The 15,678-nt window shown below is 68.4% G+C and carries 15 protein-coding genes; all 15 read right to left on the bottom strand.

The genetic code is table 11. The annotated features are described in order from the left end of the window. Positions 1–95: 95 nt before the first annotated feature. Positions 96–2,504 carry a PAS domain S-box protein gene (locus EOHIBHHM_RS15520; protein ID WP_497252144.1) on the bottom strand — a complete coding sequence of 803 codons (2,409 nt, stop codon included), beginning with the start codon at positions 2,502–2,504 and terminating at the stop codon, positions 96–98. Positions 2,505–2,563: 59 nt separating this feature from the next. Further along, complete coding sequence (locus tag EOHIBHHM_RS15515; RefSeq protein WP_497252142.1) at positions 2,564–3,499, bottom strand: DMT family transporter; 936 nt, start codon at positions 3,497–3,499, stop codon at positions 2,564–2,566. A gap of 141 nt (positions 3,500–3,640) precedes the next feature. Beyond that, entirely contained in the window at positions 3,641–4,381 is a 741-nt protein-coding gene (gene queC, locus EOHIBHHM_RS15510) for a 7-cyano-7-deazaguanine synthase QueC (RefSeq protein ID WP_497252140.1), read from the bottom strand. An 18-nt stretch (positions 4,382–4,399) separates the two neighbouring features. Further along, positions 4,400–5,173 (bottom strand): 7-carboxy-7-deazaguanine synthase QueE, encoded by a 774-nt coding sequence (locus tag EOHIBHHM_RS15505; protein WP_497252138.1) that lies wholly within the window; start codon positions 5,171–5,173, stop codon positions 4,400–4,402. Then, entirely contained in the window at positions 5,173–5,640 is a 468-nt protein-coding gene (locus EOHIBHHM_RS15500; RefSeq protein WP_497252136.1) for a 6-pyruvoyl trahydropterin synthase family protein, read from the bottom strand. The genes EOHIBHHM_RS15505 and EOHIBHHM_RS15500 overlap by 1 nt, the downstream gene beginning before the upstream one ends. 242 nt (positions 5,641–5,882) lie before the next feature. After that, positions 5,883–6,287, bottom strand: a complete 405-nt coding sequence (locus EOHIBHHM_RS15495; RefSeq protein WP_497252134.1) for an acyl-CoA thioesterase — start codon at positions 6,285–6,287, stop codon at positions 5,883–5,885. A 65-nt stretch (positions 6,288–6,352) separates the two neighbouring features. Beyond that, entirely contained in the window at positions 6,353–7,522 is a 1,170-nt protein-coding gene (locus tag EOHIBHHM_RS15490) for a branched-chain amino acid ABC transporter permease (RefSeq protein ID WP_497257022.1), read from the bottom strand. Positions 7,523–7,634: 112 nt separating this feature from the next. Next, a complete protein-coding gene (locus EOHIBHHM_RS15485) occupies positions 7,635–8,678 on the bottom strand; it encodes a branched-chain amino acid ABC transporter permease (protein ID WP_497252132.1) in 1,044 nt (347 codons plus the stop codon). Next, the gene (locus tag EOHIBHHM_RS15480; RefSeq protein WP_497252130.1) at positions 8,675–9,379 is read right to left on the bottom strand and encodes an ABC transporter ATP-binding protein; all 705 of its coding nucleotides are present in this window, start codon (positions 9,377–9,379) and stop codon (positions 8,675–8,677) included. Before EOHIBHHM_RS15480 ends, EOHIBHHM_RS15485 begins: the two co-directional genes overlap by 4 nt. Continuing rightward, a complete protein-coding gene (locus EOHIBHHM_RS15475; RefSeq protein WP_497257020.1) occupies positions 9,376–10,197 on the bottom strand; it encodes an ABC transporter ATP-binding protein in 822 nt (273 codons plus the stop codon). The genes EOHIBHHM_RS15480 and EOHIBHHM_RS15475 overlap by 4 nt, the downstream gene beginning before the upstream one ends. 9 nt (positions 10,198–10,206) lie before the next feature. Beyond that, on the bottom strand, positions 10,207–11,625 hold the full coding sequence (locus tag EOHIBHHM_RS15470) for an ABC transporter substrate-binding protein (RefSeq protein WP_497252128.1): 1,419 nt from the start codon (positions 11,623–11,625) through the stop codon (positions 10,207–10,209). Positions 11,626–11,732: 107 nt separating this feature from the next. Then, positions 11,733–12,434, bottom strand: coding sequence for a helix-turn-helix domain-containing protein (locus EOHIBHHM_RS15465; protein WP_497252126.1), 702 nt, complete (start codon positions 12,432–12,434; stop codon positions 11,733–11,735). A 157-nt stretch (positions 12,435–12,591) separates the two neighbouring features. Then, positions 12,592–13,074 carry an NUDIX domain-containing protein gene (locus tag EOHIBHHM_RS15460; RefSeq protein WP_497252124.1) on the bottom strand — a complete coding sequence of 161 codons (483 nt, stop codon included), beginning with the start codon at positions 13,072–13,074 and terminating at the stop codon, positions 12,592–12,594. Positions 13,075–13,145: 71 nt separating this feature from the next. Then, complete coding sequence (locus tag EOHIBHHM_RS15455) at positions 13,146–14,759, bottom strand: AMP-binding protein (protein ID WP_497252122.1); 1,614 nt, start codon at positions 14,757–14,759, stop codon at positions 13,146–13,148. Continuing rightward, positions 14,749–15,552, bottom strand: coding sequence for an alpha/beta fold hydrolase (locus EOHIBHHM_RS15450; protein ID WP_497252120.1), 804 nt, complete (start codon positions 15,550–15,552; stop codon positions 14,749–14,751). The genes EOHIBHHM_RS15455 and EOHIBHHM_RS15450 overlap by 11 nt, the downstream gene beginning before the upstream one ends. Positions 15,553–15,678: the final 126 nt, after the last annotated feature.

Raw genomic sequence — 15,678 nt, 5'->3', positions numbered from 1 at the left:
CGAACGGGTTTGGCGTACTCGGCGAGTGCGACGTCGCCGACGGAGTCGACGTCGTCAAGGCGGCAGAGCCGGCGGGAGACGGTCGCTCCCTCCACTCACTCGAGTTGGGCCGTCTGTCGGTCCGCGTCCGAGCCTCCGAACCGGATCTCGAAGCGAGCGCCGCCCGCCTCGCTCTCGGCGACGGCGATCGCCCAGCCGTGGGCCTCGACGATGTCGCGGACGATGGCGAGCCCGAACCCGGTTCCGGCGTTCGAGGTCGTATGTCCGTGGTCGAAGACGGCCGTCCGCCGGTCCGGCGGGATGCCGGGACCGTCGTCGGCGACGTAGAACCCCCGGTCCGCGGCGAGCGGCCCGACGGTGACGGCGACGTCGTGGCCGCCGTGTTCGACCGCGTTGCGAAAGAGGTTCTGTAGCGCCTCCGAGAAGCGCGTTCCGTCGGCGACGACTGTCCCGAGGCCGTCGGCCACCTCGACCGTCGCGTCGTGGGTCTCGACGGTCTTCCAGGCTCGCGTGACCGACCGTCCGAGGTCGACCTGCGACGTCTCGCCGACGGTCTGCCCCCGTCGTGCCAGCGAGAGCACGTCGTCCGCCAGCCGGTCGATGCGGTCGAGCGCCTCCTCGACTCGGGAGAGGTAGCTGTCGTCGCCCGTCTCGCGCGCCACCTCGAGGAACCCCTGTGCCACGTTCAGCGGGTTTCGGAGGTCGTGGGAGACGACGCTCGCGAACTCGTCGAGGCGTTCGTTCTGCCGCCGGAGCCGGGCGCGCTGGTCGAGTTCGTCGGTGACGTCGCGGGCGATGCCGGCGGTGCCCCGAAACGAGTCGTCGTGCGGCAGCAGCCGGGTGTGCGCCTCGTACGTCCGGCGACCGTCGGTGTCCGGTGCGTCGATCTCGACCTCGAAGACGTTCTTCTCGCGGTCGCCCGAGAGCATCGCGTCGACGCCTTCGACGTACTCCTCGGCGATGCCCGACGCGACGACCCCCTCGTCGACGAGGTCGAGAAACGGTTTCCCGAGCACGTCGTCGACCTCCGCGCCGAGGCTGGCGGCGAACGCCTCGTTGACCTGCGTCATCCGTCCCGCCTCGTCGAGGAGGAACACCCCGTCGGGGACGGTCTCGACGAGGGTCTCGTAGCGTGCCATCTCCCGGTCGCGACGGCGACGTTCGAGCGTGTGGCCGACGAGGTCGCCGAGCGTCCGGAGGAGGCGGATCTCACGGTCCGACCAGCGCCGTTCGGTGTCGTGACTGGCGAACTCCAGCACGCCGCGGAGCGACCAATCGCCGACGAGCGGGACGGCGACGACCGAGGAGACGCCCTGTCGTTCGTACCGCTCGCGCAGCGAGTCGGCCGCCGGCGGCATCGTCGAGAGCCGCTCGATGCGGACGTTCTCGAACCGGCGGAACTGGTCGAGCCACCACTCCGCCCCCGGACAGTCGGCGACCGTGTCGTCGCCGGGTGCCACCCCGGATCGGCACCACTCGTGGCTCTTCTCGACGTCCGCCAGCGTGACCGAGGCGTCGCCGTCGTCATCGTCGTCGCCGTCGTCGCCGTCGAGGACGGGAGCGCGCTCGGTGCTGTAGATCGTCGCACGCCCGACACCGAGGTACTCCGCGACGCTCTGGAGCGTCCAGCGGAGCTTCGTGTCGACCTCGTCGGCCTCGGCGCTCATCAGCGCCGTCGACGTGTCGATGACGAGGTCGGTCAGCCCGTCGTAGTACCGGCGGCCGGCACGGCGACCGTCGTGGTCAGTGCGGTCGTAGAGCGTCCCGACGACGCTTCGGGCCGACTCGCCGGCGAACTGATGGGTGGTGAGGTGACAGCGGTAGTGGCGACGCACGCCGTCGGCGTCGCGGATCTCGGCGTCGAACTGGACGGTGTCCGACTCCGCGGTGTCGGTCAGTCGCTCGAGGTGGTCGATCATCGTCCCGTCGGCGTCGAGCTCGCCGACGTGGGTGCCGAGGATCGTCTCGCGGTCGTACCCCGTCGTCTCGACGAACACCTCGTCGACGGAGGTGAACCGTCGCTCATCGTCGAGGACGTACACCGCGTTCTCCAGCGCCTCGATGGCGGCGCCGTAGCGCTCGGAGGCGGTCTCCGCGCGGTGTTGGGCGACGGCGTTGTGGACGCGGTTCGCGAGGACGGCGTACTGGTCGGTACCGGTCTCCTTCTGCATGTAGTCGGTCGCACCGACTCGGAAGGCGTCGCGAGCGACTTCCTCGCTCCCCTTGCCGGTGAAGAGGACGAAGGGGAGGTCGGGGAACTGACAGCGGACCGCCTCGAGGAGTTCCAACCCGTCCGTTTTGGACAGGTCGTAGTCGCTGACGACACAGTCGATACGGGAGCCGTCGAGTCGGTCCCGCGCCTCGCGTGCGGTCGTCACCGAGATCACCTCCATCTCGACGTCACCGTCGCCGTCGTAGCGTTCGAGATGGGTCGTCACCAACTCGCCGAACGCGGGCTGGTCGTCGACGTGGAGGACGCGAATCGGTGCGTCGGACCGGACCATGTCGGTTGAGAGTCAGGAGTCGATATTGACTCTTGTGACTGGATTATCACGTCTGATACTCACTCCGTCGTCGGCTGCTCGGTACGGTCGGCGACGTCGTCGGCCGATCCGTCGCTCCCGGCAGTGACGTAGATGCCGCCGAGGACGACCGCCCCGCCGAGGAGCGTCGCCGCCGTCGGCACCTGTCCGAGGAGGACGAGCGCCAGCAGCGTGCTCCCGACCGGTTCACCGAGCAGCGAGACGCTGACGACGCTCGATTCGAGATGTGCGAGCGCCCAGTTGATGACCGTGTGGCCGACCAGTCCCGGTCCCACGGCCATCCCGAGAAAGAGGAGCCACTCGCGGGGCGGGTAGCCGACGAGCGCGTGGCCCTCCGCGACGGTCAGTCCGAACAACACGGCCGTACAGACGGTGTAGACGACGATGACGTACGGGACGAGCGCGATCCGCTGTCGGAGCGACCGGCCGGCGAGGAAGTAGCTGGCGGCGGCGACCGCGCCGACGACGGCCAGCGCGTTCCCGTACAGCGGTCGCGGGGCAGCGACGGCGACGCCGGAGACCAGGTCGCCGACCGACATCACGACCATGCCGACGACGGCGACGAGGATGCCGACGACCGTCCGACGGGTCACGCGCTCGTCGAGCAGCGCCCACGCGCCGACGGCGACGAACAGCGGTTGGGCCTGCACGAGCGTCACGCTCGCGGCGACGGTGGTCCACTCGAGGCTCTCGAACCACGAGGCGAAGTGGATCGCGAGCGCGACGCCCGAGGCGACGGCGACGGCGACGTCGCGGAGTCGAAGCTTCCGGAAGTCCTCGGCGTGGCGAGCGACGGCGACGGGCGCGAGCAGGAGCGTCGTGAACAGCACCCGATACAGTGCCTTCACGAGACTCGGCGCCTCGCTCCACGTGACGAGGATGGCGCTGGTGCTGACCGCGAGGACGGCGACGGCCAACCCGGCCAGTGGCGGGACGTGACGGTCGAGTCGCGACACAGATGCATCTCGTGGCTCTGGCGTTTACCGGTTGCGACTCGGTGGCACGTCCCCCGAGAACGCTACCGTCTCCGAACACGGAGCAGCGCCTTCGGGTTCGCGAAGGAGTCGACTGCGCCGTCGCGACGGTCGAACGAACGGCTACTCGGCGTCGACGAACTGCGGCCGTTCCTCGTAGGCGATGGGGTCGCGGGTGCCGACGTTCCGGAACGCCTGCAGGCGGAACGCACAAGAGTCACACGTACCACAGGCGGGTTCCTCCGCCCGGTAACAGGACCACGTGTGCTCGAACGGGACGTCGAGTTCGACGCCGCGTTCCGCGATCTGGGTCTTCGAGTCGTGGACGAACGGCACCTCCAGCGAGATGTCGGTCTCGGGTTTCGTCCCGACGTCGACCATCGTCTCGAACGCCTCGAAGAACTCGGGGCGGCAGTCGGGATAGCCGGAGTAGTCCTCGCTGTGCGCGCCGACGAAGACGGCGTCGCAGTCGTTGGCCTCGGCGTAGGAGACGGCCATCGAGAGCAGGTTGGCGTTGCGGAACGGGACGTACGACGTGGGGACGTCGTCGCTCTCCAGGTCGGCGTCTGCGACGGCCATCGAGTCGTCGGTGAGACTCGACGCGCCGATGGCCGAGAGGTGGTCGGTCTCGATGCGGAGGAACTCCGCCGCGTCGAGGTCGTCGGCGAGTCGCTTCGCGCAGGCGAGTTCCTTGGACTCGGTCTTCTGGCCGTATGAGGTGTGGAGCGCGTAGATCTCGTAGCCGCGCTGTTTGGCCTCGTAGGCGGCGGTAGCGCTGTCCATGCCGCCGGAGAGGAGGACGACGGCGCGTTTGGCTGGCTGGTCGGTCTGGTCAGAGTCGGTGTCGGTGGCTGCGTCGGTCATGGAGTGTAGGTCGGGAGATTACGTCTCGGGGGCGTCGTTCCAGAGGTCGACGTGGAGTCGCGGCGTGTAGCGGTAGCCGTACTCGACGGCGAGGTCGGCGACGACGGTGCGCGTCTCGGCGAGTCGGTCGCGAGTCTGTCCCTCCGGCATCAGCAAGACGTCGGTGTCCGGAATCTCGACGTCGGCGGCGGCGCGGATCTCGGCGACGAGCGACTCGATCTCGGCCATATCCTCGCGGCCGGTGACGACGAACTTGAACTGGCGGTCGTACCGTTCGGCGAACGTCGCCAGCGCGTCGACGTCGATGCGGCGCTCCTCGTGGCGCTCGGCCCACTCGCCCTCGCCCGTCGGGTCCTTCTCGACCGTCGGCGTCGAAGAGGCCAGTTTCGGACTGACGCTGGCGAGGTCGATGGGCGTGTCCCGTTCGGGAACGATAGTGCCGTTCGTCTCGACGGTGGTGTGGTAGCCCAGCGCGTCGAGTCGGCGGAGGAGCTCCTGCACGGAGTCGTGGATCAGCGGTTCGCCGCCCGTGAGGACGACGTGGTCGGCGTCGTACTCTCCGACTTCTTCGATAATATCGTCCAGCGTCAGCCACGCGTGGGTCGGTTCCCAGGAGGTGTGATAGGAGTCGCAGAACCAACAGCGGAGGTTACAGCCGCTGGTGCGGACGAACACGCTCGGGACGCCCGCGAGCGTCCCCTCTCCCTGCAGCGAGACGAACAGCTCGTTGACGGGGAGGGCGTCGCCTTCGGGCGCGCTGTCGGGTCGTTCGACCGTGGAGGTGACCGGCATCAGAACGATCCGCCGCAGAGTTCGCTCGTCTCCGAGACCTGTACCGAGACGTCACGGACGTTGTCGCCGAGTTCCTCGGCGAGTCGCCGTTCGAGGACGACGCTCATCACCTCGGCCGTCGGCGGCGACTCGAAGCGGACGACCGCGTCGCCGTCGCCGCTGGCCTCGAACGCCTCGATCAGGGGGTCGCCCTCCTCCAGGAGGAACCGATGGTCCCACCGGTCGACGATCTGGGTGACCTCGCCCTTGTCGACGACCCACCCCTCCTCGGTGAGGTCGCCGACGACGCGGACGGAGATCTCGTAGTTGTGGCCGTGCGGACGGCTACACTTGCCGTCGTGATGCATGAGTCGGTGACCCGAACTGATGCGGATCGGTCGGTCCCGGCCGATGTGGAGGACGCGTGCACCGGCGTCGACGTCGGCGAGTCCAGCCTCGGTGGAATCTCCGAGTATTCTCTGGGTCATATTCGATGAATATCCTCGGGACGTATAAAACCGTGTTTACCGGTCTGTGTCGTGGGAGTCGCCGGCGCGAAACCGGGAGAGGGGAGCCGATCGGAGAGCGGTGAGAAAGCGGGGGCGGTGACTGGAGAACGGCCGAGTGTCATAGGGATTATCGTAGGAGTTCAGAGATCCCTCGTCCGGGAACCGATTCACATGAGTCGTGAGGCTAACCGGAGGGCTGCGGTTGGCTACGATAATCCCTATCAGTCCAGCCCTTCGAACGCTGCGATCTTCTCGCGGCGCTCGTCGTCGATGGGCGTTGGCTTCCCCGTCTCGGCGTCGACGATCACCTGCGTCGTCCGGGCGGTGGCGGCGACCTCGTCGCCGACGCGCACCTCGTACTCCATCGGGTAACTGGACGTCCCGAGGTCTGGGACTCGGATGGCGACGGTCACCTCGTCGCCGAGCGTCACCGACCGCTCGTAGTCGATCTCGAGGTTGGCGACGACCATGTCGATGTCATCCAGTTCGACGTCGAGGACGGCGTCGAGGTAGTCGACGCGGGCGTGTTCGAGATAGGTGACGTAGACGGCGTTGTTGACGTGACCCCAGGGGTCGAGGTCGCGGTAGCGCACCGAGAGGGTCGTCTCGTGACGGAACTCGCTCATGGGCAGAGAGCCACGGGCCGGGAGTGAAAACGCGAGGGTCGGCGACGGGTTTGCCGCCACCCGTCTCAGCGACCGAACCGACGACCGAGGACCGCCGGCAACCGATCAGCGACGCGGCCGCCGAGTCGGTCGCGAACCGTCCCGACCATCCCGTTCGGAACGTAGAGCACGAACAACACGAACAGGAGGCCGACATAGAGGGCGGCGTGGCCGTTCAGGAAGGTGTCGATCGCCTCCCCGACGGTCAGCCCGTCGTAGACGACGGTCGACAGCGTCGCCTCGCCGAGTTGCGACTGGAGATACGGGAGGAGTCCGCCGCCCTCGCCGGCTTTCGAGAGGAACTCCCGAACCGTCTCGTCGAACAGTCGCCCGTAGAGCGGCCCGGCGAGCGTGCCGAACCCGCCGATGATGGAGGCGAGGAGCGCGTCGCCGGCGACGAGGAAGAAGAAGGCGTTCTCCGGCGTTGCCGACCGACGGAACCCCGCGAACAGGCCGCCCGCGACGGCGGCGAAGAAGGCGCTGATGGCGAACGCGCCGAGTTTGTACCGGAAGGTGTCGTAGCCGACCGCCTCCGCGCGCTCCTCGTTCTCGCGGATGGCGACCATCACCCGCCCGAACGGCGAGTGGATGATGCGCTGCATCGCGAAGTAACAGACGAGGACGACGAGCCCGACCATGTAGTAGGAGACCTCCGTCGTCGACAGCGAGACGAACCCCAGCAGTCCCTCGATCTCGTCGCCCGCCAGTTGGCCGATGGCGAGGTTCAGCGCGTCGACGCCGGGAACGCCGATCTCGAAGCCGGTGGTCCGTCCCGTCACGGCGATGCCGTCGCGGGGGTTCGACCCGACGAAGTCCCAGTCGCGGACGAACACGTACAGCACCTGCGAGAAGCCGAGCGTGATCATCGCGAAGTAGACGCCCGTCAGGCGGAACGAGACGGCCCCGATGAGAAGCGCCAAGAGGAGCGCGAGCAGACCACCGAGGACGAGCAGCAGCACGAACGGCGTCTCCGGCCCCAAGAGAGGGAGTTTGCCGTTCGCGGCGAGGACGACGAGGTACGCGCCGGTCCCGTAGAACGCCGCGTGGCCAAAGGAGAGGTAGCCCGTGTAGCCGGAGACGAAGTCGAACGACATCGCGAAGAGCGCGAAGTAGAGCACGCCCACCATCGTCTCCACGCGCGGGAGCAGCGTCGCCATCTCCGCGGAGAGCGGCGAGCTGACGAGCAGCGTGTAGATTCCGGGGTAGGCCGCGAGGAAGGCGACGACGGCAAGGTGGACGACGTGATCCCGGAGGTACTGGACGGGCCACGTCTCGGCGACGTCGTCGAACCGAGCGCCGAACTCGACGCTAATGGCCCCCCACCTCCTCGACGCCGAACAGCCCCTGCGGGCGGACGACGAGCATCACCACGAGGATGAGGAAGATCGTCATCTGCGGGAGGCCGGTGAACTCGACGGCGTTCTGGAACCACCAGGTCGTCGTCGCGTCGGCCAGTCCGACGACGAGTCCGGCGACGACCGTCCCCCGGAACGTTCCGAGGCCGCCGATGATGACGACGACGAACGCCGGGAGCAACGTTTCGGAGGCGAGCGGGACGCTCGCCCCCCACGTCGGATCCCACATGAGCAGCACGCCCGCCGCCCCCGCCAACCCCGCGCCGAGCGCGAAGACGACGGTGAACACCCGGCGGACGTCGACGCCGAGCGCCTCGGTCATCTCGGCGTCCTCGCTGCCGGCGCGGATGTAGAGGCCGTACCGAGTGCGCGTGAGGAACGCCCAGATGCCGGCGACGGTCAAGACGCCGAAGCAGATCTCGAACAGTCGGAGTCCCGGCACCGAGACGGGGCCGAACCCGACGTTCTGCGAGAGTATCGCCGGCTTCGTCGCCAGCGCGTCCTGCCAGTCGGAGATCGGTTGGAGGCCGTAGAAGCTGACGACGATGCGGGCGAGTTCGTCCAGCATCAGCGTCAGCCCGAACGTCAGGAGGATCTGGTACAGCGGCGGTCGGTCGTACAGCCGACGGACGAGTCCGACCTCGATCGCCCCGCCGAGTGCCGCCAGCACGGCGAAGACGACGAGCAGTCCGACGAAAAAGTACGCGACCCGCGTCAGCGGCCCTGTGTCCTGCGAGACGAGGAGCACGAGCACCAACCCGCCGAGGTAGGCACCGATCATCGTCAGCGAGCCGTGGGCGAAGTTGAGCACGCCCATCAGCCCGAAGATGAGAGTGAGACCGCTGGCGATCATGATGTAGAGCGACGCCTTCGACAGCCCGTTCAGGAGGACCGAGAGGAGCGTACTCGGGTCGAGGAAGTCGGCGAGAGCGTCGAGCGTGACCTGGAGGAGGGCCGAAGGCACACCGACCGTCGCGAGCGCCACTTGGTCGATCATGCCGACAGATACCTCCGAAGTCGTTCGTCGTCGGCGCTCACGTCCGCCGTCGACCCCGAGTCGACGACCTGGCCGTGGTCGACGACGAAGAAGCGGTCGGCGAGATCGAGCGCGAGCGGGAGGTTCTGCTCGACGAGCAGCAGCGTCGTCTCCTCGGCGGCGGCGGTGAGCGCGTCTGCGACGGCGTCGACGACGAGCGGCGCGAGTCCCTCCGACGGCTCGTCGACGAGCAGGAGGTCGTTCTCCCCGACCAGACCGCGGGCGATGGCGAGCATCTGCTGTTGACCGCCCGAGAGGTTGCCCGCGTCGCGCGACCGGTGGTCGCGGAGGTCCGGAAACGTCTCGAAGGCGAGGTCGACTCCCGCGTCGACGTCCGACCCCGCGGGGACGGCGACCCGCACGTTCTCCTCGACGGTGAGCTGCGAGAAGATCCGTCGGTCCTCGGGGATCCAGCCGACGCCGCGGTCGGCGACGTCGTGGGTGCCGAGGCCGGTGACGTCCTCGCCGCGGTAGCGGACCGTCCCCTCGCGGGGGACGGTGAGCTGGAGGATCGTCCGCAGCGTGGTGGTCTTTCCGACGCCGTTGCGGCCGACGAGGGCGGCGACCTCGCCCTCCTCGACGTCGAGGGTGACGCCCTCGAGGATGTGGCTGTCGCCGTAGTAGCTGTGGACGTCGTCGAGTTCCAACAGCGGGCGACTCACGCGCTCCCCTCCCGTGGCGAGTCGCCGGCGCTCTCGGAGTCGGCGGCGTCGGGCGACCCCGCACCGCTCGGGTCGTAGCCGCCGAGGTACGCCTCCTGGACGGTCTCGTCCGCACGGACGGCCGCGGGGTCGCCGTCGGCGATGACCGACCCCCGGTTCAGGACGACCACGCGCTCGGAGACGTTCATCACGATGTCCATGTTGTGTTCGACGAGCAGGACGGCGTGGTCGGTGGCGACGTCCTCGATGAGGTCGATGATGTCGCCGACGCTCTCCGAGGAGACGCCCGCGTTCGGTTCGTCCAGGAGGAGGACGTCCGGGTCGCCGGCGAGCGCGATGCCGACCTCCAGTTGGCGTTTCGCGCCGTGGGAGAGCGCCGAGGCCGGTCGGTCGGCGTCGGCGGCGAGACCGACGCGGTCGAGGATTCGGTGGGCCTCCTCGCGGAACTCGTCGAACGTCTCCGCGTTGCGCCAGAAGTTCGTGGCGTCGTTTCCGGCCGCTTGAGCGGCGATTCGGACGTTCTCGAAGACGGTACTCGTCGGGAAGACGTTCGTCACCTGGTAGGAGCGGTGAACGCCGAGTCGGGCCGTCTCGTGGGGTGCCGCGTCCGTGACGTCCGTCCGCGACCCGTCGGGACCGAGTTCGATGGTTCCGGCCGTCGGCTCCAACACCCCGGTGAGGAGGTCGAAGAACGTCGTCTTCCCCGCACCGTTGGGGCCGATGAGCGAGCACAGTTCGCCGGAGCCGAGTTCGAAGTCGACGTCGTCGACGGCGGTGAGTCCGCCGAACTCCTTCGTCAGCCCCCGTGTACGAAGCACCATGCTGGCTCAGAGGTTACAGCCCATCTCCTCGGAGTCCGCGGGGATGGTGGTCTGGTCCGCGCCGATGCGGGCGACGGGGTCGCTCGGCATGACGGCGGCCCCCCACTGGTCGGCCCACTCGTCGGTCGTCGGGACGGGGTTCGCGACGGTCATCGCCGACCGCGCCTGGTTGTTGTGCGCCTGGAACGTGTAGGCGTCTTTCCCCTTCGGCGTGTCCGTGACGGTCATCCCTTTCAGCGCCTCGGCGATATCGGAGCCCTCGGTCGACCCGGAGTTCTGGACCGCCTGGACGATGGCGGAGGCGGCGGTGAACGTCCCCGAGGTGAAGAGGTCCGGAACTTTTCCGTACGCACCGGTGTAGCTGTCGACGAACGCGTCGTTGATCTCGTTGTTGTACTGGTTCCAGTGGTAGCGCGTCGTGAACGGACCGACCTTCGTCTCGGCGAGTTTCTCCGCCGTCAGCGGCTTGCCGAGCGCCTTCTGGAGCGTCTGGCCGACGACGCCGTTCGTGATCTCGGTGGCGAATCCGCCGAACACGCGGTAGTCGTAGTCGCCGTTGAGATACGAGGTGAACAGCTGCGGAAGCGTCGCGACGGTGAACCCGCCGACGATACCCTCCGCGCCCTCCGAGGCGGCGTTGTCGAGCAGCCCCTCCCACTCGGAGTACCCCTGCGGGACGAACTTCTCGCCGACGATCTCGACGCCCTCGTTCTCGAGCACCGACCGGTAGTTGTCGACGACTGCCCGTCCGAAACTGTAGTCCGCGCCGAACAGGTAGACCGTGCTCACGTCGGTCTCCTGGGCGACGTACTTGCCGCCGGAGCGGGCGTCCATCGCCGTGTTCTCGCTCGCACGGAACACCAGGTTTCCGCAGGTCTCGTCCGAGGCGGTGAGATCCGCCGAGGCGGCGGGACCGACCATCATCGGCACCTGCGCCTGCTTCACGACCGTCTTGACGACCGTCCCCGCTGCACCCGACGAGGCACAGCCGAACAGCATGTCGACCTCCTCGTTCTGGACGAGATCCGTCGCCAACTGCTGGGCGGTGTCCTGGCTGAACGTCGTGTCCCGAACGTACAGTTCGTAGGTGACGTCGCCGACGTCGACCGACTTCGTCCCGGTCGACGCCTCGGCGATCGGGTCCGTCTCCCCTTTGTAGGCGAGTCCCGAGTAGAACCCCCACAGCGCCTGCTGGCCGTAGTACTTCAGGTCGCCCGAGATGGGCTGGAGGACGCCGATCTTCACCGTACCCGATGCGCTACCGCTCGTACCGCTGGTCGTGCCTGTCATCTCGCCGTCGTTCCCGTCGGTTCCGTCTCCCGTCGATCCACCGTCGCCGTCGCCCGTGCAACCCGCGAGGCCGGCGACGCCCGCCGCACCGGCGACGCGGAGCGCGTCCCGTCGCGTGAGTCGGTCGTGTGTCATACTGTCTCGTACTCCCGCGAAGAACGGCAAGTATTGCTGGGTTAACATGTTAACGCGTCGTTCGAGTCTCGCGGGCGACCGACCGAGACGGACGGCGGAAGGGACGGTCAGTCGAGTTCTTCGAGCGCCTCGACGACGCGTTCGATCATCTTCCGCTGCCCGCGCCGGAGATTCTTCGAGACGGCGGGTTTCGAGACGTCGAACTCGTCGGCCAGCGTCCCGAGCGTCGCCGACCGAGGACTCTGGAAGTAGCCGCCCTGGACGGCGGTCTCGAGCGTCTGTCGTTCGACGTCCGAGAGGTCGCGACAGCCTTCGATGAGCGTCATCGCCGCCCCGGCGTTCTGGACGAACCCCTGCAGTTCGGGGAGGTCGGGTTCGCGGCGGGCGACGACGACGACCTCGTTGCCCCGGTCGAGTCGACTGAGCGCCGCGTCGGCCTCGCCGGGGTCGTCGAAACCGACGTGCCACAGTTCGCTGCCGCCTTCGACGTACGAGGGGCCGGTGAGATACCCCTCGTTGTCGCGGATCGTCGCCATCGCGTCGGACTGTTCCATGCTCGTCCGGATGTGGGCGACGTTGTCGCGCCGCGAGAGGAGGTCGTAGTCCGCGAGGGCGTCGTGGTCGCGGAGGACATCGAGACCGTCGTCGAGCGCTCCGCGGTCGACCGCCTCGACGACCATCCGCGAGTCGGTCTGCCGTCTGGCGGTGTCGAACTCCCAGTGGACCGCCGAGAACGCCAACTCGGCGTCGTCGCTGGCGGCGACGAACGGACAGTCGTACTGCTCGATGTCCAGCGTGAGGTCGATCATGGCCCTGAGTGGCGTCACCTAGAGGTGACGTTTAGAAAACAAAACTGTTTGCCACGATCGGGAGCGGTCGAACGACGTTCGTGGCCGCCGGGACGAGAGTGGTGGTGGCGAGAGACGATCGGTGGCCGTGACGAGGTCGGGTTCGGTCGTCGGTCGTCTATCTGTCGTCGGGTGTCGACCTGTGGCCGACGTCGACGTCGTCCGCACCGTCGACGAGGGAGTCGACGTACCGACCGACCGGTCTGTCGAACCGCCACCGTCGGTCCGTCACCGCCTCGAGCGGAACCCACGTCGGTTCGCCCTCCCACGACGAGTCGGCCAGCGGCGTCTCCCGCGTCGGCGACGCGGCGTAGAGCCGTTCGACGCCGCCGTAGACGTTGATCCGCTCGTCGACGCAGTCACCGAGTTCGACGTCGACGCCGGTCTCCTCGCTCGCCTCCCGACGGGCCGCCTCGGCGAACGTCTCGCCCGACTCGAGCGCGCCGAGGGGGAGCATCAGGTAGTCGCCGGTGTCGATGGCGAGGAGTCGCCCCTCGTGGGTCGCGAGGACGCCCGCCGTAGCGCGCGGCCACAGCAGTCGGCTGAACAGCGACGTGAAGGGGAGCATGCCGCGCCAGAGATACCACGAACGAAACCCCATACTGGCCCTGTGTTCGTGGCGACTGCAAAGGACTGTCGGCCTCGGTCGGTCGGATCGGTCTCGGCCCCGAGTTAGGACTCGCCGAACCGTTCCTCGACGGCCTGCCGGTCGATCTTCGACGGGCCGCTCGTCGGCATCTCGTCGACGAACGCGAGTTGCTTCGGCAGTTTGAACCGGGCGATCCGCCCGTCGAGAAAGTCGCGGAGTTCCGCGAGCGTCAGGCTCTCGTCGCCTTCGACGACTGCCTTGCCGACCTGTCCCCACTGCTCGTCGGGGACGCCGACGACGACGACCTCTTCGACCTTCGGATGGGTAGAGACGACGCTCTCTACCTCGGGCGGGTAGACGTTCTCGCCGCCGCTGACGTACATGTTCTTCGTGCGGCCGACGACGTGGTAGTAGCCGTCGGCGTCGACGCGGGCGAGGTCGCCCGTCGACACCCAGCCGTCGCCGAACGTCTCGGCCGACTCTTCGGGGGCCTGCCAGTAGCTGTCGGCGGCGTGGAGGCCTGCGAGTTCGAGTTCGCCGACCTCTCCCTGCGGGACGGGACCGTCGTCGCCGACGACGCGGGCGTCGACGTGCATCGCGGGGACGCCGACGCTGTCGGCCTTCTCGTGGGACCACCCCTCGGGCATCGCGAAGTTGTTCGGGCCGCACTCGGTCAACCCGTACCCCTGCGAGAGGTCGACGCCGCGGTTCCACCACGCCTCCATCACCGACTCGCGGCAGGGGCCGCCGCCGCTCTTGACGAACCGCAGCGACGAGAGATCCGTCTCGGTCCAGTCGTCGTGGCGACACATCGTCCGCAGGACGGCGGGGACGGCGACGAGCACCGAGGCGTCGTGTTCGGGAATCGACCGAAGCACCGCCTCCGGGTCGAACTCGCGGGCGATGACGACCGTCCCGCCGAGGTGGAACAGCGGCACCGTCAGCACGTTCCAGCCGCCGGTGTGGAACATCGGGAACACCATCGGCGTCGTGTCCTCGGGGCGGAGCCCCCACGCCGTGATGGTGTTGAAGGAGTTCCAGACGACGCTGCGGTGGGAGACGACCGTCTCCTTCGGGACGCCGGTCGACCCGCCGGTGTGGAGGAACAGCTGTGGGTCCGACAGCGAGACGTCGGCGGAGTCGACGGGCGAGTCGTCGGCGGGGAGTCGCTCGTCGTAGCGCGGCCAATCGGTCGTCGGCGTGGAGGAGTCGGAACCCTCGGCGTCAGCGACGACGAGCACCTCGGGAGCGACCGCGCAGTCGTCGTGGTCGAGGACGTCACGGGCGAGGTCGGCGAAAGGAGCCTCCACGAGGAGCAGTTCGGGGTCGACGGTCGACAGCATCGCGGCGAGTTCGGGCGGGGCGAGTCGATGCGAGAGCGGTGCGAGCACGCCGCCCGTCTTCCCCGTCGCGAAGAAGCAGTCGACGAGTTCGGGACGGTTCCGCGAGAGCGTCGCCACTCGCCCGCCCTCGGCGACGCCGCGGTCGGAGAGGAGGCGGGCCGTCCGGTTCGCCCGCTCGTCGAGTTCGCGGTAGGTGAACGAACGGTCGGTCGTCGCGTCGACGAGGCCGACGTTCTCGGGCGAGAGCCGAGCGCGGCGTTCGCTCCACGCGCCGACCCAATCGAACGGGACGTCGTCGGGACACGGCGTCGGGCCGTTTGCGACGCCACCGTCGTCGGCGTCGTCAGCGCCCATCGACGAACTCCCGCAGGCGGTCGGTGACGTCGTCGGCCTGTTCGACGAAGAAGAGATGTGACCCGCCCTCGACGCGCTCGAACGTCGCATTCGGGAGGCGCGCCGCCAGTCGCTCGCCGTTCTCGACCGGGAGGACGCGGTCGGCGGTGCCGTGCAGCACGAGCGTCGGCAGCGTCAGTTCGTCGAGTCGGTCGCCGACGTCGAACGTCGCCACCGCCGTCGCCTGCGCGTCGCGGGCGGTCTCGTCGGCGTCGCTCGCCAGTCGCCACTCGACGATGCGGTCGAGGAGGTCGGGGTTCGAGGCGACGAACTCCTCGGTCAGCGCCGGCTCTATCTTGTACCGGATCGCCTCGCGTTCGTCGAGACCCTCGGGGACGTCGAACATCCGCGCCTGCGTCTCCGGCGGCGTCGGCACCGCGTCTTCGCCGCCGAAACTCGTACAGAACAGCGCGAGCGACGTCGCGCGGTCGTAGTCGAGTGCGTACTGCTGGGCGATCATCCCGCCCATACTCGCGCCGACGACGTGCGCCGACTCGACGCCCGCGTCGGCGAGGACGGCGTCGAGGTCCGCCGCCATCGTCTCGATACTGTAGGGCCCCGGCGGCGCGTCGGAGCCACCCGTCCCGCGGTTGTCGACGACGATGGTGTCGTACGTCTCGCTCAACGGGTCGCGTTGCCAGCGCCACATCCAGCGGCCGTAGCCGAGCCCTTCGACGAAGACGACGGTCTCGGCGTCTGTCGGCCCCCGCCGCTCGTAGCACAGCGAGACGTCGTCGTTTGTCGCGTACTCCATGGTTGTCACTCACACAGGCGAGAGTATCAAGGGTCGACTTCACATGTTAACCTCGGACGGTCGCGTCCGCTCACAGCACGTCGAGTCGACGCCGGCCGAGAACGTCGCCGGGCGGTCGTCGCGGGA

Source organism: Halogranum roseipondis, assembly GCF_059695585.1.
This window is presented reverse-complemented; position numbering and strand designations above follow the sequence as displayed.